At 73.1% G+C, this 19,557-nt stretch carries 14 protein-coding genes and 1 pseudogene; 10 read left to right on the forward strand and 5 right to left on the reverse strand.

What is annotated here, in order from left to right; translation table 11 throughout:
• Window positions 1-148 precede the first annotated feature (148 nt).
• From OG453_RS19740 to OG453_RS19755, 4 genes and pseudogenes are all read left to right on the forward strand, one after another.
• Window positions 149-775: a YigZ family protein gene (locus OG453_RS19740; RefSeq protein WP_266869262.1), complete on the forward strand. Its 627-nt coding sequence runs from the start codon at window positions 149-151 to the stop codon at window positions 773-775.
• 80 nt (window positions 776-855) lie between these two features.
• Window positions 856-3,228 carry an FHA domain-containing protein gene (locus OG453_RS19745; protein WP_266869263.1) on the forward strand — a complete coding sequence of 791 codons (2,373 nt, stop codon included), beginning with the start codon at window positions 856-858 and terminating at the stop codon, window positions 3,226-3,228.
• Between the two features lie 14 nt (window positions 3,229-3,242).
• Window positions 3,243-3,728, forward strand: a pseudogene (locus OG453_RS19750) (hypothetical protein); the annotation flags it as partial.
• 569 nt (window positions 3,729-4,297) lie between these two features.
• Window positions 4,298-5,308, forward strand: coding sequence for a serine/threonine-protein kinase (locus tag OG453_RS19755; protein ID WP_266869265.1), 1,011 nt, complete (start codon window positions 4,298-4,300; stop codon window positions 5,306-5,308).
• 108 nt (window positions 5,309-5,416) lie between these two features.
• Here OG453_RS19755 and OG453_RS19760 read toward each other — a convergent pair whose 3' ends face one another.
• Window positions 5,417-6,691, reverse strand: a complete 1,275-nt coding sequence (locus tag OG453_RS19760; RefSeq protein WP_323178642.1) for a streptophobe family protein — start codon at window positions 6,689-6,691, stop codon at window positions 5,417-5,419.
• 171 nt (window positions 6,692-6,862) lie between these two features.
• Here OG453_RS19760 and OG453_RS19765 point away from each other — a divergent pair, with 171 nt between their 5' ends.
• The 3 genes from OG453_RS19765 (at window position 6,863) to OG453_RS19775 (ending at window position 12,494) form a co-directional block, all read left to right on the forward strand.
• Entirely contained in the window at window positions 6,863-8,149 is a 1,287-nt protein-coding gene (locus tag OG453_RS19765; RefSeq protein WP_266869266.1) for a DUF6777 domain-containing protein, read from the forward strand.
• A 116-nt stretch (window positions 8,150-8,265) separates the two neighbouring features.
• A complete protein-coding gene (locus tag OG453_RS19770; protein WP_266869267.1) occupies window positions 8,266-9,429 on the forward strand; it encodes an exonuclease SbcCD subunit D in 1,164 nt (387 codons plus the stop codon).
• Window positions 9,426-12,494, forward strand: coding sequence for an SMC family ATPase (locus OG453_RS19775; RefSeq protein WP_266869268.1), 3,069 nt, complete (start codon window positions 9,426-9,428; stop codon window positions 12,492-12,494). Before OG453_RS19770 ends, OG453_RS19775 begins: the two co-directional genes overlap by 4 nt.
• A 13-nt stretch (window positions 12,495-12,507) precedes the next feature.
• Here the strand turns inward: OG453_RS19775 and OG453_RS19780 are convergent, their stop codons facing one another.
• The gene (locus OG453_RS19780) at window positions 12,508-12,954 is read right to left on the reverse strand and encodes an Lrp/AsnC family transcriptional regulator (RefSeq protein ID WP_135333921.1); all 447 of its coding nucleotides are present in this window, start codon (window positions 12,952-12,954) and stop codon (window positions 12,508-12,510) included.
• Between the two features lie 174 nt (window positions 12,955-13,128).
• On the opposite strand from OG453_RS19780, the gene OG453_RS19785 reads away from it, so the two are divergent.
• Window positions 13,129-13,635, forward strand: coding sequence for a rhodanese-like domain-containing protein (locus OG453_RS19785; RefSeq protein WP_266869270.1), 507 nt, complete (start codon window positions 13,129-13,131; stop codon window positions 13,633-13,635).
• A gap of 83 nt (window positions 13,636-13,718) precedes the next feature.
• Window positions 13,719-14,564, forward strand: a complete 846-nt coding sequence (locus OG453_RS19790; RefSeq protein ID WP_266869271.1) for an SDR family oxidoreductase — start codon at window positions 13,719-13,721, stop codon at window positions 14,562-14,564.
• Window positions 14,565-14,580: 16 nt separating this feature from the next.
• Here OG453_RS19790 and OG453_RS19795 read toward each other — a convergent pair whose 3' ends face one another.
• Both OG453_RS19795 and OG453_RS19800 read right to left on the reverse strand, forming a co-directional pair.
• Window positions 14,581-16,284 (reverse strand): DUF885 domain-containing protein, encoded by a 1,704-nt coding sequence (locus tag OG453_RS19795; RefSeq protein WP_266869272.1) that lies wholly within the window; start codon window positions 16,282-16,284, stop codon window positions 14,581-14,583.
• Between the two features lie 35 nt (window positions 16,285-16,319).
• On the reverse strand, window positions 16,320-16,832 hold the full coding sequence (locus OG453_RS19800; RefSeq protein WP_266869273.1) for an Lrp/AsnC family transcriptional regulator: 513 nt from the start codon (window positions 16,830-16,832) through the stop codon (window positions 16,320-16,322).
• 60 nt (window positions 16,833-16,892) lie between these two features.
• Here OG453_RS19800 and OG453_RS19805 point away from each other — a divergent pair, with 60 nt between their 5' ends.
• Window positions 16,893-18,119 (forward strand): PLP-dependent aspartate aminotransferase family protein, encoded by a 1,227-nt coding sequence (locus OG453_RS19805; RefSeq protein WP_266869274.1) that lies wholly within the window; start codon window positions 16,893-16,895, stop codon window positions 18,117-18,119.
• Here the strand turns inward: OG453_RS19805 and OG453_RS19810 are convergent.
• Window positions 18,067-19,497: a GNAT family N-acetyltransferase gene (locus OG453_RS19810; RefSeq protein WP_266869275.1), complete on the reverse strand. Its 1,431-nt coding sequence runs from the start codon at window positions 19,495-19,497 to the stop codon at window positions 18,067-18,069. The two genes, OG453_RS19805 and OG453_RS19810, sit on opposite strands and share 53 nt — an antisense overlap.
• Between the last annotated feature and the right edge of the window lie 60 nt (window positions 19,498-19,557).

Raw genomic sequence — 19,557 nt, forward strand, 5'->3', positions numbered from 1 at the left:
CCCGGGACTTGGGGCACGCTCTGGGTAGATGACGTCACAACGGATCACCGTACCGGGGTCGCGGCCCGAACGGGGGGCGCGGGTCCCGGGGCGGACGGCCACGGCATCCGCGGTCGGCCCGTCCGGGGTGAGCGCCTACCCTGGCACGATGCAGGACGAGTACCGCACAGTGGCCCGCGAGGCCGTGCACGAGACCGAGATCAACCACTCGCGCTTCCTGTGCGCGCTCGCGCCGGCGGCCACCGAGGCCCAGGCGCAGGCCTTCGTCGCGCGGATCCGCAAGGAGCACCCGTCGGCGTCCCACAACTGCTTCGCGTACGTCATCGGGGCCGACGCCGGGGTGCAGAAGGCCAGCGACGACGGGGAGCCCGGCGGCACGGCGGGTGTGCCGATGCTGCAGATGCTGCTGCGCCGTGACATGCGCTACGTGGTCGCGGTCGTGACCCGCTACTACGGCGGGGTCAAGCTCGGCGCCGGCGGTCTGATCAGGGCCTACGGCGGAGCGGTGGGCGAGGCCTTGGACGCGGTCGGCACGCTGACCCGCAGACGCTTCCGGCTCGCCACCGTCACCGTCGACCACCAGCGCGCGGGCAAGATCCAGAACGATCTGCGGTCGGCGGGACGCGACGTGCGCGATGTGCGCTACGGCGACGCGGTGGCCATCGAGATCGGGCTCCCCGAATCCGACGTCGAGACCTTCCGGGCCTGGCTCGCGGACGCGACCGCGGGCAGCGCTTCGTTCGAGCTCGGGGGCGAGGCGTACGGCGACGCCTGAGGGTCGCGGACGGCCGCAGCTGGCCCGGTTTCCAGGTCGCGCACAGGCGTGAACATGCCCGAATAGGTAGAATTCGGGGCATGGGAGAGCGGTCCGTCACCCCGACTGCGCCCGAACTCGTCCTAGAGACCGACACCGGCTCCACGGTGATGAGTCCGAGCCGGGACTATCACGTGGGCCGCGACCCGCTGAGCGACATCTTCATCGACGACGCCCGCGTCTCGTGGCACCACGCGGTCCTGCACGCCGAGCGCGACCACTGGACGATCGAGGACGAGCACAGCACGAACGGCACGTACGCCGACGGGCATCGCATCCACGAGTGGGGCGTCGGCCCCGGCAGCGTCATCCGCTTCGGCAATCTCGCCGACGGGCCGCGCGCGGTCCTCGTCGGCCGCGAGCCGCCCGCCCCCGCCGCTCCCGCGGCCCCCGAGCGTCCCTCCGCCGTCCGTACGCCGTCGGCCACCGGCACCTTCCGGCAGCCGACCACCGTGCGCCCGCTGCCCGCCCGCACCGTCCGCATCGGCCGCGCCCACGACAACGACCTGGTCATCGACGACCTGATCGTCTCGCGCCGGCACGCGGAACTGCGGGTCCTGCCGGACGGCACGTACGAGATCGTCGACCTCGGCAGCCACAACGGCACCTACCTCAACGGCCAGCCGGTCGCCCGCGCTTCGGTTGTCCAGGGCGACATCATCGGCGTGGGCCACAGCGCGTACTGCCTCATGGGCGACGAACTGCAGGAGTTCGTCGACACCGGTGAGGTCTCGCTCGACGTGCAGGAGCTGACGGTCGTCGTCGACAAGGGCCGCAAGCGGCTGCTCGACAAGATCTCGTTCCCCGTCGGCGAGAAGTGCCTGCTCGGCGTCGTCGGCCCGAGCGGCGCGGGCAAGTCCACCCTGCTCAACGCCCTCACCGGCCTGCGCCCCGCCGACGAGGGCACCGTCCTCTACGACGGCCGTGACCTCTACCGCGACTTCGCCGAGCTGCGCAGGCGCATCGGTCTCGTGCCGCAGGACGACATCCTGCACTCTCAGCTCACCGTGCGCCGTGCCCTCGGCTACGCGGCCGAACTGCGCTTCCCGCAGGACACCGAGAAGGCGGAACGCCGGGCCAGGGTCGACGAGGTCATCGGTGAACTGGGCCTTGAGGAGCGCGTCGACCAGCCCATCCACAGCCTCTCCGGCGGACAGCGCAAGCGGGTGAGCGTCGCGCTCGAACTCCTCACCAAACCGTCGCTGCTCTTCCTCGACGAGCCGACGTCGGGACTCGACCCCGGCATGGACCGCTCGGTCATGCACATGCTGCGCGGCCTCGCCGACGACGGCCGTACCGTCATCGTCGTCACGCACAGCGTGCTCAGCCTCGACGTGTGCGACCGGCTCCTCGTGCTCGCCGCGGGCGGCCGTATCGCCTACTACGGGCCGCCCCGCGACTCGCTGCCGTTCTTCGGCTACGAGGAGTGGCCCGAGGCCTTCGAGGCCTTCGAGGGGGATCACGAACGGGACTGGGCCGGGGACTACCGCAGTTCGCCGTTCCATCAGCAGTACATCGTCAACTCCTCCGCGCAGCCGTATCAGGAGCAGGCACGGGGCGGCGAGGCCCCGGGTGTCTCCTTCGCGGCGCCGCCGAAGGCGCAGAGCTGGGGTTCTCAACTGCGTACGCTGGTGCGGCGCTACGCGGCCGCGCTGGGCGCCGACCGCACGTTCCTCGCGATCATGATCGCGCTGCCGTTCGTGATGGGTGCGATGGCCCGCGCGCTCGCCGGCGGCAAGCTGACCCAGGAAACGGCGATGAACGCGCTGCTCATCCTCTGCGTCGGCGGAGTCCTGACCGGCGCGGCCAACGCCGTACGGGAACTGGTCAAGGAGCGCGTCATCTACCGGCGCGAACGGGCCGTCGGGCTCTCCAGATCGGCGTACCTGATGTCGAAGGTCGTCGTGCTCGGCACGATCACCGTGCTGCAGGCCGTCGTGCTGACCCTGGTCGCCCTGCTCGGCGTCGACCTCAACGCACCCGGCGGCGAAGGCGTGTTGATGCCACCCCTTGTCGAGATCACCCTGGCCGTCGCCCTGTTGTCGTTCACGGCCATGATGCTCGGACTCCTCGTCTCGGCGCTGGTGCGCAAGGAGGAGGTGACGATGCCGCTGCTCGTGCTCCTCGCCATCGTCCAAGTCGTGTTCTGCGGGGCCCTCCTGAAGCTGCACGGCGTGCCCGGGGTCGAGCAGCTCGCGTGGCTCGTGCCGTCGCGCTGGGCGCTCGGCGCGATGGCGGGCACGATCGGCCTCGGCAGGATCGTGCCGGGTGACCTGACGACCGATCCGCTGTTCCGGCACTCCACGAGCATGTGGCTGATCAACATGGGGATGCTGGTGGTCCTCTCCGTCGTCTTCGGCTTCGTGGTCGCCAGGCTGCTGCGCCGGCACGAACCCGCCGTCATGCGGAAGTAGGAGGAGTACATCCGATGACCACCCCCGTGGACTTCCGCCCCACCCACGTCGTCCCCCAGGACGGTCTTCCCGCCTGGGAGACACCGGACGTGAACCGGCCCACGACCCCGCTGGACGCGCTGCTGCCCGTCCAACTGGTCGACCGGCTCGGCGACTGGGGGCAGATCGTCTGCGCCAACGGCTGGTCGGCCTGGGTCGACGGCAGGCTCCTCGTCTCCGTCCCCAGCTCCCCGCCCGCCGCGGGCCACGCCCTGACCCGCACGGCGGACCCGCGCCCGCTCCTTGCACGGGCGGAGGACGCGCTGGGCCGCTACCGACGCGCGGCGGAGGAGCTCGCGAGCGGCGCCGGCGACGGCGAGACCTTCCGGGCCAGGACCCACGGCTTGCGCGTGGGCATGGTCGTGGACGGCGAATCGGTCTGGCTGTACGACGCCGAGCACGAGCGGTGGGTGTACTGCGACGGCACCCGCCTGAGCACGTTCGCCGCGGAGGGCGGGCCGAGTGTCCATGGTGGCGGGGAGGGTGGGCCGCGTGTCGGTGGTGGTGGGGAGGGCGGAGCGAATGTCCGCGGTGGTGGGGCGGCTGGGCCGGGCGTCCGGGGCGGCGCGGAGGGCGGACCGAGCGCCAGGGGCGGTGCGCCGGCTGGGCCGAGTGCCCGCGGTGGCGCGGTCGGCAGCCCGCCCGCGAACGGTGCCGTGGTGGACGGGCGGCCCGGGAACGGCGCCGTGGTGGAAGGGCGGCCCGCGAACGGTGCCGCGGTGGGTCCGGAGCCGACCCAGGTGGTCGAGGCCGTCCCGGAAGCCGGTCCGGCGCACGCCCCGCAGGGGGAAGCTCCGTACGGCGATGCCCCGCACGATCACGCTCCGTACGGCGAAGAACCCACCCGCATGGCTTCGCCGGTGACCGGCGATTCCGCGCCGCCGTCCGGGCCGAGTGCTCATCGCGGCGCGGCGGACGCCCCGGAGCCGACGCGGGTCGTCGAAGCCGTTCCGGACGGCGAAGAACCCACTCTTTTGGTCCCGCCCGTGACCGTCGATCCCGCGCCGCCGTCCCGGCCCGGTGACGCCTGATGGGAGCCGCACCGCGTGAGACGAGCCGGAGCGTGCACTCCGGGCGGCCGTCGGAGCTGATCGGCAAGCAGATCGCCGGCTACCGCATCGAGGGCGAGGTCGGCCGCGGTGGCATGGCCGTCGTCTACCGGGCCAAGGACCTGCGCCTCGACCGCATCGTCGCCCTCAAGCTGCTCGCGCCCGAACTCGCCCGCAACGACACCTTCCGGAAGCGCTTCACCCACGAGTCACGCGTGGCCGCGTCCATCGAGCACCCGCACATCGTGCCGGTCTTCGAGGCGGGCGAGACCGACGGGGTGCTCTACATCGCCATGCGGTACGTTCCCGGGCTCGACCTGCGTCACCTGCTCGACAAATCGGGGCCGCTCCCCGTCGGGGCCGCGCTGCGCATCGCCGTGCAGGTCGCCTCCGCGCTCGACGCGGCCCACGACCACGGCCTGGTCCACCGCGACGTCAAACCCGGCAACATCCTCGTCGCCAAGGGGACGGACAGCGACCATCCGGAGCATGTCTATCTGACGGACTTCGGGCTGACGAAGAAGTCGCTCTCGCTGACCGGGTTCACCACTGTGGGCCAGTTCGTCGGGACCCTCGACTATGTCGCCCCGGAGCAGATCTCGGGGCGTCCGGTGGACGGCCGGTGCGATGTCTACAGCCTCGCCTGCGTCGTGCACGAGACCATGGCCGGCGGCCCGCCGTTCCAGCGCGACGACGACATGGCCCTGCTGTGGGCGCATCAGTACGACCAGCCGCCCCGTCTGAGCGAGCTTCGGCCGGATCTGGCCGGGGGCCTTGACGAGGTCTTGGCGAAGGCGCTGGCGAAGAGTCCCGAGGATCGGTACGGGTCCTGTCTGGAGTTTGTTGCCGCCTTGCGTGCGGCGGCCGGCGGGGGTGCCGGGCACCCGCCGACACGGGTTGACGTCCCGGTCGAGGGGGCCCCGGCGGACCCGGGAGCGCCGCCGGAGCCGCCCCGTTGGGCGCGGGCGGTGTTTCGGCGGCTTTCCGGCTGAAGGTTTCGTGGGGGTGCCCGTGTGTATCTGCAGGTGCGTCGTGGCTGGTCGCGCCCACGCGGCGGAGCCGCACATGTCACAGCCCCGCGCCCCTTCGGGGCGCCCCCGTCAGCCGTTCTCCGGATTCGTCTCCACCTCGCCATGCCTCTGCACCCGCCGTGCCAGCAAGCTCCCGATGAAGCCCGTGACCAGGCCCCACGCCAGGGCCAGGCCCAGGGCGGTCCACAGCTTGGGGTTCAGCAGGACCACGCCCGAGAGGCCGCCGCCGAGATCTCCGATGCCCAGGAGCGAGAGGCCGTAGTGCGCCGAGACGCGGGCCAGCAGACAGACCGTGAGCACCGTCAGCATCAGTGCCACCGCCATGTGCACGGCGTGCTGCCAGGCCCGCATCCGCGCGGGCGAGCGCGCCGCCATCAGGAACGCGGCCGACAGCACCAGGACCGCGGCGACGGCCAGCAGCCACCACACCCGGCCGTCGTACTCGGCCAGCGTGCTCAGATTGAGCGTCGAGTTCTCCGGCGTACGCAGGACATCGTCGAGGACCTGCGGCATGGGCAGCCCGAACGGTCCCTCCACGCGGCCTTCCCAGGACGCGCCGAGCCCGAGCGTGAAGGCGAGCCAGACGAGATTGGGCAGGCCGAGCAGGAGCACCGCGAGCGTTTCGGCGGCATGCCCCTTTGTCGCCGCCACGACCAGGCCGATGACCAGCCCCAGGGCGACGTACGAGAGCAGCAGCACCACCATCGCGAAGGCCGCGGGCCGCACCGACTCCTGGAACCGCAACAGCCGGGCGGGGAGCGGCGCCCCGCGTGAGACAAGCAGGGCCACGGCGAGGACACCCGCCAGCCACAGAAGACCGAAGACGAGGGTGAGGGGCACTTCCGTCTCGAAGCCGACCTTGGGCGAGGCGTCGAGCAGCTCGCCGATGTCGGAGACCTGCCCTTCGGGGAGCGCGACGGCGAACTCGTGGCCGGCCGTGAGGCCGAGGCCGATCAGGAGCAGCACCCACAGCGCCGCGATCCGCCCGGCCCAGCCGGCCAGCTCGCTCGCACCCGCGACCGCCCGGTGCCGCAGCGGCCTGAGGAATCCGGCGGCGATCACCAGCGCCCCGGCGAGGCCGACCGAGAGGGGGAGCACGGAGAGGTCCGCGTTCGTCTCGGCGATCGCACCGGCGTCCCCGGACAGCTTGACCGAGCCGCCCACCGCCATCACGACCACGGCGGCGACGACGCTCGGGAACGCGCCACCCGGCAGATCGGCGGCGCCCGCGGCCCACAGGCCGAGCGCGGCGACGACGGCCATGACCAGCAGCGCGGCGAGCACGGCCACAAGAGCGTGCAGCCATCCGTGGGGGGCCCGCCTGGGCGGTTTCTGGTCGCTCACGTTGTCACGCTAAGCAGCGCTTCGTCGGCCCGCCCCTCGGGAGGGGCCGACCGCGTCAGCTTGCGGGCCGCCGTAAACCGGAGCACACAATGGGCGCGTAACGGTCAAATGGGTGTGAGTATCTGCGCACTCTCTGTAGGCCCCGCAGATCCCCTACGCAGGGAAGAAATCGTGAGCGTCGAACCGCCGTCGTCCGGCAGCCCCACCGGGCCCCCGTCCGGCCCGCTCTCGGGCCCCTCGCAGCCGGGCGCCACCCAGCCCGGAGCGACCACGCCGTCGGCCGACCGGCCGACGGGCCCTCCTGGTTCTCCGCCCGGCGGCGGGGGATCGGGCGGCGGATCGGGCGGTCCTTCCGGCCCCGGTGGGCCGGACGGGGGAGCCACCGGTCCGGGCGAGGGTCCCGGAGAGAAGCCCGAGCGCCCCTGGTGGAAGTCGGCGCCGCGCGTGGCGATCATCGCCGCCGCGATCGTGGCCGCGGTGGTCCTGACCGTCGTCCTCACGCGCCCCGACGGCACGTCGGACACCGCGGGCGAGGTGCTCCTCCAGCCCGCGTCCAAGTCGGGTCCTGATCCCTTCACCGAGTCGACGGCCCGTGACGACGACACGCCGCCGTCCCCGACCGCGCTGCCGAGCTCGTCGGCGTCCGCCAACGTGACGCGCGGCGTCGACGGATCGGCACCCGGTCTCTACGGAGGCACGCGCAAGGTCAGCAGCTGCGACGTGGAGAAGCAGGTCTCCGTACTCCAGAAGGACGCGGCGAAGAACAAGGCGTTCGCCTCGGTCCTCGACATCGAACCGTCCGCCGTGCCCGCCTACCTGCGCTCGCTCACCCCCGTACAGCTGCGCGTCGACACCCGCGTGACCAACCACGGCTACCGCGACGGCGCCCCGACCGCCTACCAGGCAGTCCTGCAGGCCGGCACCGCCGTGCTCGTCGACGACCGCGGCGTACCGCGGGTGCGCTGCGCCTGCGGCAATCCGCTGACGCCGCCGGTCGCCCAGAAGTCCCCGAAGCAGACGGGCGACACGTGGCCCGGCTACCGGTCCTCGAACGTCGTGGTCGTGGCGCCCGCCGTCCAGGTGGTGAACGTCTTCATCATCTTCGACCCGCACAGCGGCGAATGGTTCGAGCGTGACAAGGGCGACACGGGCGCAGGCGACGAGAAGACCACGCCGCCGACGACCAAGCCGACGCCGACCGCGTCCGTGTCGCTGTCGCCGTCCGAGTCCGGGAGCCCCAAGCCCTGCGTCTCGGCGCCCGCCGACGGCACCGGGGCTCCCTCGCCCGACGGCTCGGCCAGTCCGTGCCCGTCGACATCGGCCCCGTCGTCCCCGCCGGTCACCCCGCCCTCGTCCGATGTGTCGCCGCCCTCCTCGGAACCCGTGCAGCCGCCCGAGTCCGACGCCCCGCAACCGGAGTCGGCACAGTCGGCACCGGTGACGGATGGAGGTTCGTGATCGGAGGGGTGCGATCAGGCGCTAGCGTGGTGGGTGCTGTCGGCGAGGCCCGTCCTGTGCCGGTGCTGGCTCCGGCGGCGTAGGAGGGGAAAAGCATTGCGGGCCGGAGCGGCGTCTTGAGAGTTCTGCACACGTCCGACTGGCATCTGGGCCGGGCGTTCCACCGGGTGAACATGCTCGGGGCCCAGGCCGACTTCATCGGCCACCTCGTCGCCACGGTGCGTGAGCGCGACGTGGACGTCGTGGTCGTGTCCGGGGACGTGTACGACAGGGCGGTGCCGCCGCTCGCCGCCGTCGAGCTGTTCGACGATGCGCTGCACCGGCTCGCCGACCTGGGCGTGCCGACCGTGATGATCTCCGGGAACCACGACTCGGCGCGCCGCCTCGGTGTCGGCGCCGGTCTCATCGGCCGTGCCGGCATCCATCTGCGGACCGCGCCCGCCGCCTGCGGTGAACCGGTCGTCCTGGCCGACGCCCACGGGGACGTGGCGTTCTACGGCCTTCCCTACCTTGAACCGGCCCTGGTCAAGGACGAGTTCGGGGTGGTGCGCGCCGGGCACGAGGCGGTCATCGGCGCCGCCATGGACCGGGTGCGTGCCGACCTGGCCACCCGCGCGCCGGGCACCCGTTCCGTCGTCCTCGCCCATGCCTTCGTCACCGGCGGCGAGGCAAGCGACAGCGAGCGGGACATCACCGTCGGCGGGGTCGCCGCCGTGCCGTCGGGCGTCTTCGACGGCGTCGACTATGTGGCCCTCGGCCACCTGCACGGCAGCCAGGCGATCAGCGAGCGGGTGCGCTACTCGGGCTCCCCACTGCCGTACTCGTTCTCCGAGTCCGCCCACCGCAAGACCATGTGGCTCATCGACCTGGGGGCCGCGGGGGAGATCGACGCCGAGCGGATCGACTGCCCGGTGCCACGGCCGCTCGCCCGCGTCCGGGGACGGCTCGACGTGCTGCTCGCCGACCCGGACCTCGCCCGCCACGAGGAATCCTGGCTCGAGGCGACACTCACCGACCCGGTGCGGCCCGACGACCCCATGGCCCGCCTCTGCGAGCGCTTCCCGCACACGCTCAGTCTCGTCTTCGACCCGGAACGGTCCCCGGAGGACCCGGACATCTCGTACGCACAGCGCCTCAAGGGCCGCAGCGATCAGGAGATCGCGGAGGACTTCGTGACCCATGTGCGCGGCGCCGGGCCCGATGTGCGCGAACGGGCGGTCCTGGAGGCGGCGTTCGACACCGTCCGCACCGAGGACACCCTGCGGGAGGTCGCCCGATGAGGCTGCACCGGCTCCGGATCACCGCCTTCGGCCCCTTCGGCACCACCCAGGACATCGACTTCGACGAGCTCTCCGCCGCCGGGCTCTTCCTGCTGCACGGCCCGACCGGCGCCGGGAAGACCTCCGTCCTGGACGCCGTCTGCTACGGCCTGTACGGCTCGGTGCCGGGACCCCGGCAGGGCGGCGGCCAGGGCGTGACCCTGCGCAGCGACCACGCACAGGCCGGCGCGCGCACGGAGGTGTGCCTCGAACTCACTGTGGCAGGACGCCGGTTGGAGGTCACCCGGCAGCCGCCCTGGGAGCGCCCGAAGAAGCGCGGCACCGGTACGACCATGGAGAAGGCGCAGAGCCGGCTGCGCGAGTACGCGGCCGCGGACGCCGGGCACGAGGGCGGATGGAAGGACCTCAGCCGCTCCCACCAGGAGATCGGCGAGGAGATCAGCCAGCTCCTCGGCATGAGCAAGGAGCAGTTCTGCCAGGTCGTGCTGTTGCCCCAGGGCGACTTCGCGCGCTTCCTGCGGGCCGACGCCGAGGCCCGCGGCAGACTCCTGGGGCGGCTCTTCGACACCCGCAGGTTCGCCGCGGTCGAGCAGCGCCTGGCCGAGCAGCGGCGTGAGGCCGAGGGTGCGGTGCGCGAGGGCGACGCGGAGCTGCTCGCCGACGCGCACCGGATGCAGCAGGCGGCGGGCAGCGACGCCGCCGAGCTGCCGTTGCCCGACCTGTCGCCCGGCGACCCGGGGCTCGCCGATGCCGTGCTGACGTGGGCCGCCGTGGCCCGCACGAGCGCCCGTGAACGGTGCGCGATCGCACGGTGCGCGCTCACGGCCGCCGAGTCCGGGCAGGCCGCCGCGGCGCGCCGGTTCGACGACGTACGCGAACTCGACCGGCTGCAAGGGCGGTTCGCCCAGGCCCAGGAGCGAGCCGGGCGGCTTGCGGAACACGCGGACGATCATCGGCGGAACAAAGACCGCATGGAGCGGTCCCGCAAGGCCGAGACGGTCGCCCCGGCGCTCGGCCTGCGCCGGGCCACCGAGGAGGAACACCGGCGCGCCACCGCCGAGGAGGCCCGCGCGCGGGGCCAGCTGCCCGCCACGTTCGCGGACGCCGGGGCCGTGGGACTCGCCGGCGCCGCACGCAAGGCGGCCGAAGAGCTCGGCGGCCTCGAATCGGCCCGGCGCGCCGAACGCCGCCTCGCCGAACTCGGCACGGAGCGTGTCGCGTTGGAGCGCGAGGAGCGCGCCGACGACGAACTGCTGCGGGAGGCCGCGGGCTGGCTCGACGGCTGGGAGGCCAGTCGCGCCGGACTCCAGGGGCGCATCGAGTCCGCCCAGGAAGCGGCCACGCGCGCGGAACACCTCGCGGGCCAACTGGAGCCCGCCCAGGGCCGGTTGGAGGCGGCGCGCCGCCGCGACCGGCTCGCCGGGGAAGCGGCCCGCGCACACGAGAGCGCCCTCGCCGCACGGGAGCGCGCCACCGACGCACACGAACACTGGCTCACCCTCAAGGAGCAGCGCCTGGGCGGCATCGCCGCCGAGCTGGCCGCGGGGCTCACCGACGGCGCCCCGTGCGCGGTGTGCGGATCGGCCGAACACCCGGCGCCCGCACCCAAGTCCGCAGGGCACGTCGACCGCGCCACCGAGGAGGCCGCCCTCGCCGCCTACCGGCAGGCGGGCGAGCTGAGCACGAAGGCCGATGGGCGCCTCGGCGAGATCCGGGAGGCCCTTGCCGCCGAGGGCGCCGCGGCATCGGGTGCGGGGACCGCGCCGGACGGTTCGCGTGCCCTTCCCGAATCCCCGCAGGGCCCCTCCGTCGAGGAAATCGCCGCATTTGTCGAGAGGCTGCGAGCCGAACACGCCGAAGTACGCGACTGCGCCTCCGGTCTGCGCGCCGCCCGGGAAGCCCTCGACAAGGCCGAGCGCGAGCACGACCGCAGGGTCGCCGCGCGGCATGAGGCCGCACTCAGGGCCTCCTCCCGCGCCACGCGACGCGAGGCGCTCGACCGTGAACAGGAAGCCCTGGAGGCCGAGTTGACCCGGGCGCGGGGCGCCAGCGGCAGTGTCGCCGCCCGTGCCGCGCAGCTGGAGCGGCAGACGGCGCTCCTGACCGAGGCCTCGGAGGCGGCCCGCACCGCCGACGACACCGCCCAGCGGCTCAAGGACGCCGACGCGCGACTCGCCGACGCCGCCTTCCGCGCGGGGTTCGACACGCCGGGGGACGCCGCCGGCGCACTCCTGGACGACGAGCGGCACCGCGCGCTGCAGCACCGCATCGACGCGTGGCAGAACGAGGAGGCGGCGGTACGTTCCCTGCTCGCCGAACCGGACGCGGCCGCCGCCGCACAGCAGCCGCCAGCCAACCTGCCGGCCGCCCGTGACACGGCCGAACGGGCCGACGCGCGGGCCCGCGCCGCCGCGTCGGCGCTCGACGCGGCGGACCGGCGCCGCGCCGAACTCGACCGGCTCTCCGCCAGGTCGGCCGCGGGCGCCCGCGGGATCGCCCCGCTGCGTGCCGAGTACGACCGTGTGGCGCGGCTCGCCGGACTCGCCGCGGGCACCTCGGCGGACAACGAACGCAAGATGCGTCTGGAGTCGTACGTCCTCGCCGCCCGCCTCGAACAGGTCGCGGCCGCCGCGACCGCACGGCTGCAGCGCATGTCGTCGGGCCGCTACACCCTGGTCCACTCCGACGACCGCACCGGCCGCGGCCGATCCGGCCTCGGACTGCACGTGGTCGACGCGTGGACGGGCCGCGAGCGCGACACGTCGACGCTGTCGGGCGGCGAGACGTTCTTCGCCTCGCTCGCCCTCGCGCTCGGCCTCGCCGACGTCGTCACCGACGAGGCCGGCGGCGTACGCCTCGACACGCTCTTCATCGACGAGGGCTTCGGCAGCCTCGACGACCAGACCCTGGACGAGGTCCTCGACGTACTGGACTCGCTGCGCGAGCGGGACCGCAGCGTCGGCATCGTCAGCCACGTCGCGGACCTGCGGCGCCGGGTGCACGCGCAGCTGGAGGTCGAGAAGGGGCGTGCGGGGTCGGTCGTGCGCCAGCGGGGCGGGGTCTGAGGCGGGGGCCGTCTCAGCGGCCCAGCGGGCGCCTCGGCAGCGGCGACGAGTAGACGACGCTCGTGGTCACCGACCCCAGGGCGCCGATCCGCCCGGCGACCTCCTCCAGGTGGTTCATCGAGCGCGCCGCGACCTTGATCACGAAGCAGTCGTCGCCCGTGACGTGGTGCGCCTCCAGGATCTCCGGGGTCACCTCCACCAGATCGTGGAACGGCTTGTAATTGCCGTTGGGATAGCGCAGGCGGACGAACGCGAGGATCGGCAGGCCGAGCCGCTCCGGGTCCACCACGGCCGCGTACCCCTGGATCACGCCCGCCTCCTCGAGCCGGCGGACCCGTTCGGTGACGGCGCTCGGGGACATGGCGACGGCCCGGGCCAGCTCGGCATAGCTGGCGCGGCCCTCGCGCTGGAGGACGTCGAGGATGCGCCAGTCGGTGGCGTCCGTGGAATAACCGGTCATGGGGGAGAGGTAACAGGGGATTTCCCGGCCGATCAAGGGGTTGACCGGGGAACGGCTATCTGCTGTGCAATGAGCGGCGAAGTGCGGCAAGTGCCGGGGATTCCCCCGCTGATCATCCCCTACGCCGAGGATCGGCCCTTCAGGGGCGGCCGGCACGCCCGTAGATTTCTGGCCATGAGCACTACGACGCAGACCCCGAGCCCCGCCGCCACCGGCGCCCCCAACTCCGTACTCCGGGTGCCGCCCGCATCGCCGGCCGCGGCCGCCGCGTACTTCGGCGCGAGCCTCGCCTTCCACGCCGACGTGTCCGACGTCGCCTCGGCACTCGCCGCCGACGGCGACCCCGGCTTCGTCGTGATCGACTCCCGGTCGACCGCGAGCTGGGACCAGGGGCATGTCCCCGGCGCGATCCACCTGCCGACCGCGCTCATCCCGCAGCAGGCCGAGCAGCTCCTCGACAAGTCCGTCCCCGTGGTCACCTACTGCTGGGGCCCCGGCTGCAACGGCGCAACCCGCGCCGCCCTCGCCCTCGCCGAACTCGGCTTCCAGGTCAAGGAGATGCTGGGCGGCTTCGAGTACTGGGTGCGCGAGGGCTTCGAGTTCGAGACGTGGGAGGGCAGCGAGCGGCGCGCCCCGGACCCGCTCACCGCACCCGAGGACGCGGAGGACTGCGGCTGCTGAGGTGCGGTGGCCGGGCGCGGCGGCCGGGCGCGGCGCATCAACTCCCGTGCGCCCGGGCCCCGTACGGGACATGATGATCTGTCATGCCCCTTCTCCCGCACCCCACCCCTGAAGCCCTGCGGCGCGATCCGCTGCCCCTGCGCGGGCGCACCGCCCTGGTCACCGGAGCCAGCAGGCGCGGCGGCATCGGCTATGCCGTGGCCCGGCGCCTTGCCGCGTACGGCGCCGGCCTCTATCTGCATCACCACGTGCCGCACGACGCCGCGATGCCCTGGGGCGCCGACCGTCCGGCGGACGTCGTCGCCGGAGTGCGTGCCGCGCTCGGCGACCCGCGGGCCCGGGTCCACGACGGGCCCGGCGACCTCGCGGACCCCACCGCACCGGCAGAGCTGATCGCCACGGCCGCCGACGCGCTCGGCGGGCGGATCGACATCCTCGTCGCCAACCACGCCGCCAGCGGCGACGACGGCACCCTCGACGACATCGACGCCGCCATGCTCGACACCCACTGGGCGGTGGACACCCGCTCGGTGATCCTGCTGGTGCAGGCGTACGCGCGGCTGCGGGCCACACTGCCGCCCCGCACGTCCGGCGGCCGCGTCGTGATGATGACCTCCGGGCAGGACATCGCGGGCGGCATGCCCGACGAGATCGCGTACAGCCTCCAGAAGGGGGCGCTCGCATCGGCGACGCGTTCCCTGGCGACGACGCTCGCCGACCTCGCGGTCACGGTGAACACGGTCAACCCGGGCCCGGTGGACACGGATTACCTGACGGGGGACGACTACGCGGCGGTCGCCGCGCGGTTCCCCGCCGGGCGGTGGGGCATGCCCGATGATCCGGCCCGGCTCATTGCGTGGCTGGCCACCGATGAAGCCGAGTGGATCACCGGGCAGGTGATCGACTCCGAGGGCGGGTTCCGCCGCTGAGGCGGGCCCGCCACCCTCAGAGCGCCGACAACTCGTCCACCAGGTCATCCAACCCCAGCGACCCCTGCGACAGCGCCGCCATGTGCCACGCCTTCGCGTCGAACGCGTCGCCGAGCCGCCGCCGTGCGTTCTCCCGGCCGAGCAGCCAGGCGCGCTCGCCCAGCTTGTAGCCGATGGCCTGGCCGGGGATGGAGAGATAGCGGGTCATCTCGCTGGCCACGTAGTCCGTGGGGCGGCTGCAGTGTGCGTCGTAGAACTCCTGCGCGAGGTCGGGCGTCCAGCGCTCGCCGGGGCGGAAGGGCGAGTCCGCCGGGATCTCCAGCTCCAGGTGCATGCCGATGTCGACGATGACCCGCAGCGCGCGCATCATCTGCGCGTCCAGATAGCCGAGCCTGCGCTCCGGGTCGGTGAGGAACCCGAGCTCGTCCATGAGCCGCTCCGCGTACAGCGCCCAGCCCTCCGCGTTGGCGCTGACGATGCCGAGCGTGGCCTGGTAGCGGGAGAGGTTCTCGGCGACGTGCGCCCACTGGGCCAGCTGGAGGTGATGGCCGGGCACGCCCTCGTGGTACCAGGTGGAGACCAGGTCGTACACGGGGAAACGGGTCTCGCCCATCGTCGGCAGCCAGGTCCGCCCCGGCCGCGAGAAGTCCTCGGACGGGCCCGTGTAGTACGGGGCGGCGGCGCCGCCCGGCGGCGCGATGTGCGACTCCACCTTCCGTACCCGCTCGGCGAGTTCGAAGTGCGTGCCGTCAAGGGCCTCGATCGCCTCGTCCATCAGCTCCTGCAGCCAGACCCGGACCTCGTCCACGCCCTCGATGTGCGCGCCGTGCTCGTCGAGGTGGGCGAGCACCACCCACGGCGTGGCCGCGCCCGGGAGGATCTTCTCGCCCTCGGCCCGCATCTCGGCAAGCAGCCGGTGGAACTCGGACCAGCCGTACGCGTACGCCTCGTCGAGGTCCAGGTCGGCCCCGTTGAAGTGGCGCGACAAGCGGCCGTAGCGCTCTCGGCCCACCGTGTCGGAGGCACCCTCGATCGCGGGCGCGTAGACGTCCCGCATCCAGTCGCGCAGGGCGACGACGGCCTCGGTGGCGGTGTGCGCGGCGGCGTCGAGCTCGGCGCGCAACGCGGCCGGGCCGTCCGCGGCGAACTCCTCGAACCAGCCGCGGCCACCGGCACCGGACGTGGCCCATTCGCCGAGCTGCCCGATGAAGGTGTCGGTGGGGCGCGGAGCGGCGAACAGCTTGCGTTCCAGGCCGAGTTCGAGCGATGCGCGATATCCGGCGTACGCGGCGGGCACCGCCCGCAGCCGTTCGGCGATCGTCGCCCAGTCCTCTTCCGTCTCGGCCGGCGTCACGGCGAAGATCTCCCGCACCGCGTGCGGGAAGGTGTGCAGATTGCCGACCGCGCGCAGCCCCTCGTCGGCGTCGTGCATGGCGAGTTCGGCGGTCAGCCGCTCGCGCAGCAGCCGTGCGCAGCGCCGCTCGGCGTCAGTGTCGGCGCCGGGCGCGCGCTCGGCCTCGTCGAGCCGGGCGAGGGTCGTACGGGCCAGTTCGGCGAGGGCCTCCTGGCCGGCGGGCGAGGCGTCGGGGAGCCTGCTGTGGCTGGCTTTGACGCCGAGATAGGTGCCCTCGATCGGGTTGAGGGCGATGAGCTCGTCGACGTACGCGTCGGCGATCTGGCGCGGCAGCGGGTTCTGGGCCGGGAGCTTCGTGTCTGACATGCGGACATACTCGTACGCGGGACCGGCCCGCGTCATCAAGATTCGCCGCGGGCTTCCCCCGGCTCGGCGGCTTCGGACCGTGGCGGAAGGAGCGGCCCGCACTCCCACTGCTGGAAGATCAACCGCGTCTCCACGCGCGCCACTTCGCGCCGCGAGGTGAACTCGTCCAGGACGAGCCGCTGCAGATCGGCCGCGTCGGACACCGCCACGTGCACCAGATAGTCGTCAGGACCCGTGAGGTGGAAGACGGAGCGGGACTCCGGCAGCGCCCTGACCCGCTCCACGAACGGACCGACGAGTTCACGCCGGTGTGGCCGGACCTGCACGGAGAGCAACGCCTCCAGGCCGCGGCCGAGTTTCGCCGGATCGAGCCGCAGCTGATGCCCCAGGATCACGCCGGAGCGCCGCAGCCGGGAGACCCGGTCGAGGCAGGTCGACGGCGCGACGCCGACCTGCACCGCGAGATCGCGGTAGGTGGTCCGGGCATCGTTCTGCAGCAGCCGCAATATGCGGAGATCCACCGCGTCCAGTACGACATTTTCAGCCACTCGCCGAACGTAGCACGGGATTCAACGACCGGTCATCGGCCTTTGTTCAGCATCATCGGCATGGACACGAACACGGAACCCCGTACCGGATCCGGCCACCGCGCCCCGACCGCACCGCGCGCCCTGGCCACCGAGGCGGTGCACGCCGGACGCGACGACCTCGCGGGACTCGGCCTGCACGCCGCACCGATCGACCTGTCCACCACCTATCCCTCGTACGACACCCGGGGCGAGGCCGCGCGGATCGACGCGTTCGCCGCCGACGGCGCCCTGGACGACGGACCGCCCGTGTACGCCCGCCTGGCGAACCCGACCGTGGCCCGGTTCGAGACCGCGCTCGCCCGGCTGGAAGGCACCGAGAGCGCGGTCGCGTTCGCGAGCGGCATGGCGGCGCTGTCCGCGGTCCTGCTCGTGCGCGGCGCGGCCGGTCTGCGGCATGTCGTCGCGGTCCGTCCCTTGTACGGGTGCAGTGATCACCTCTTGACGGCGGGGCTGCTCGGCTCCGAGGTGACCTGGGTCGACCCGGCAGGGATCGCCGACGCCATCCGGCCGGACACGGGCCTGGTGATGGTCGAGTCGCCCGCGAACCCGACGCTCGCCGAACTCGACCTGGAGGCGGTGGCCCACGCCTGCGGGACCGTGCCGCTGCTCGCCGACAACACCTTCGCGACGCCCGTGCTGCAGCGTCCCGTCGAGAGCGGGGCGCGGCTCGTGCTGCACAGCGCCACCAAGTACCTGGGCGGTCACGGCGACGTCCTGGGCGGTGTGGTGGCCTGCGACGAGGAGTTCGCCCGGCAGCTGCGCCAGGTGCGGTTCGCCACCGGCGGGGTGCTCCATCCGCTCGCCGGCTATCTGCTCCTTCGGGGCCTTGCCACGCTGCCGGTCCGGGTGCGGGCCGCCTCCGCGAACGCGGCGGAGCTGGCGCGCAGGCTCGCCGCCGACCCGCGGGTGGAGCGCGTGCACTATCCGCGGATCGGCGGCGCCATGGTCGCCTTCGAGGTGCGCGGCGACCCGCACGCGGTGACCGCCGGGGTGCGTCTGATCACCCCGGCGGTCAGCCTCGGCAGCGTGGACACGCTCATCCAGCATCCGGCGTCCATCAGCCACCGCGTCGTGGACCCGGCGGACCGCCGCTCGTCCGGCGTCAGCGACAGCCTGCTGCGCCTGTCGGCCGGGCTCGAGGACGTCGAGGACCTGTGGCAGGACCTCGACCAGGCGCTCGGCCCGGTCGCCGCTACTCCGCCCGCTGGGGTTCGAAGCTCGCGTCGTACGGCGGCCGCGAGATGACCGGCGTCGCGTCGAGCCGGGCCGTGATGACCAGCGTGCCCTCCTCGATCTGGTAGTCGAGGGGCAGACCGAGGCCGCGCATCGCGGCGACCATGCCGGTGTTGGAGGCCTGCGTCACCGCGTACACGCTCTCGCAGCTCGCCTCGACCGCGAGGGCGACCAGACGGCCGAGGAGTTCGGTGCCGATGCCGCGGCGCTGCCACTCGTCCTCGACGAGCAGCGCGATCTCCGTCTCGTCACCGTCCCAGAGGAGATGGCCGATGCCCACGATGCGGCCGGACGCGGTCTGCACCGCGAGGGTGCGGCCGAAGCGCGGGCTGAGCAGGTGGTTGAGGTAGCGGTCGGCGTCGCGCACGGGGCCGTGGTAGCGCATGCTCAGGGTGCGCCGCGAGCAGCGGTCGTGCATGGCCTTGGCGGCCTCGACGTCGGTGGTGTCGGCGCGTCGTACGGTGATGGAGTTGCCCTCGGCGAGGGTCAGCACGTCCTGGCTGCGCGGGATGCGCGGGCCGAGCCGGGTGTCCAGCTCCACCAGGGCACGGGCGCGGGCGAACTCGGTGGGTGTGAACGGCAGATAGGGCCGCTCGACCGTGATCACCTCGCCCTCCGGTGCCCGCAGCCGCAGCACGGTCCCTTCCAGGACGCCCTCGACGGGTGCGCCGTCGGCGGTCGCGTCCGCCGCCGGGGCGGCCGTGTCCCGCTCCCGCTCCCGCGACGTGGCGGGCAGCGAACGGATGGTGCAGCGGCCCAGCAACTGGCGCAGTGCGAGCGGCAGTTCGGCCGCGTCGAGGGCGGTGCGGGTTGCGAGGCCCAGGATGCGCGTCGGGGCGTCCACCAGGTCGTGGGCGTCCGCCCGCTCGATCCAGGTGCCCGAGCCGCCGGCGTGCGAGACGCCCCGGGTGATCTCGGCCGCGGAGAGCTCCTCAGGCGCGCGCAGCAGGAACTCGTCCACCGTGCCTTCGGCCAGCGGGTGCGCCTGCAGGCTGAGGATGTCGACCCGGCCGTGTGCCAGGGCCGTGCACAGGGCGGCAAGCGCGCCCGGCTCGTCGCGCACCGTGGTGCGCATCCGCCACAGGGTGGTCGCTCCGGCGGAGTGTTCCGTGGGGTGCCCGGCCGGCCGGGCGTCGGCATCGTCCGCCGTCGGAGGGGCGTGGTTGTGGCGCCGTGCCCACCATGTGTGGAACCCGGCCGTGGCGATCAGCACCACGGCCGAGATCACCAGCAGGGCGGTGCCGTCGGGGCCGTGCCCGATCAGGTTCGCCACCGCGTCGGCGACGGCCACGGCCGTGAAGAGGGCGGCAAGCTCGACCAGGTCCCGCCGCCAGTGGTGGACGGGGCGGCCATGCTTCGTTCGCGTCACATCAGACATGTCAGCACTCATACCGTCACTGTGAAGGAAGGGTGTTGCGTGATCACGAACGCTTTGTGACTGATGGGTTAA

It is taken from the genome of Streptomyces sp. NBC_01381 (genome assembly GCF_026340305.1).
Lineage (GTDB): Bacteria > Actinomycetota > Actinomycetes > Streptomycetales > Streptomycetaceae > Streptomyces.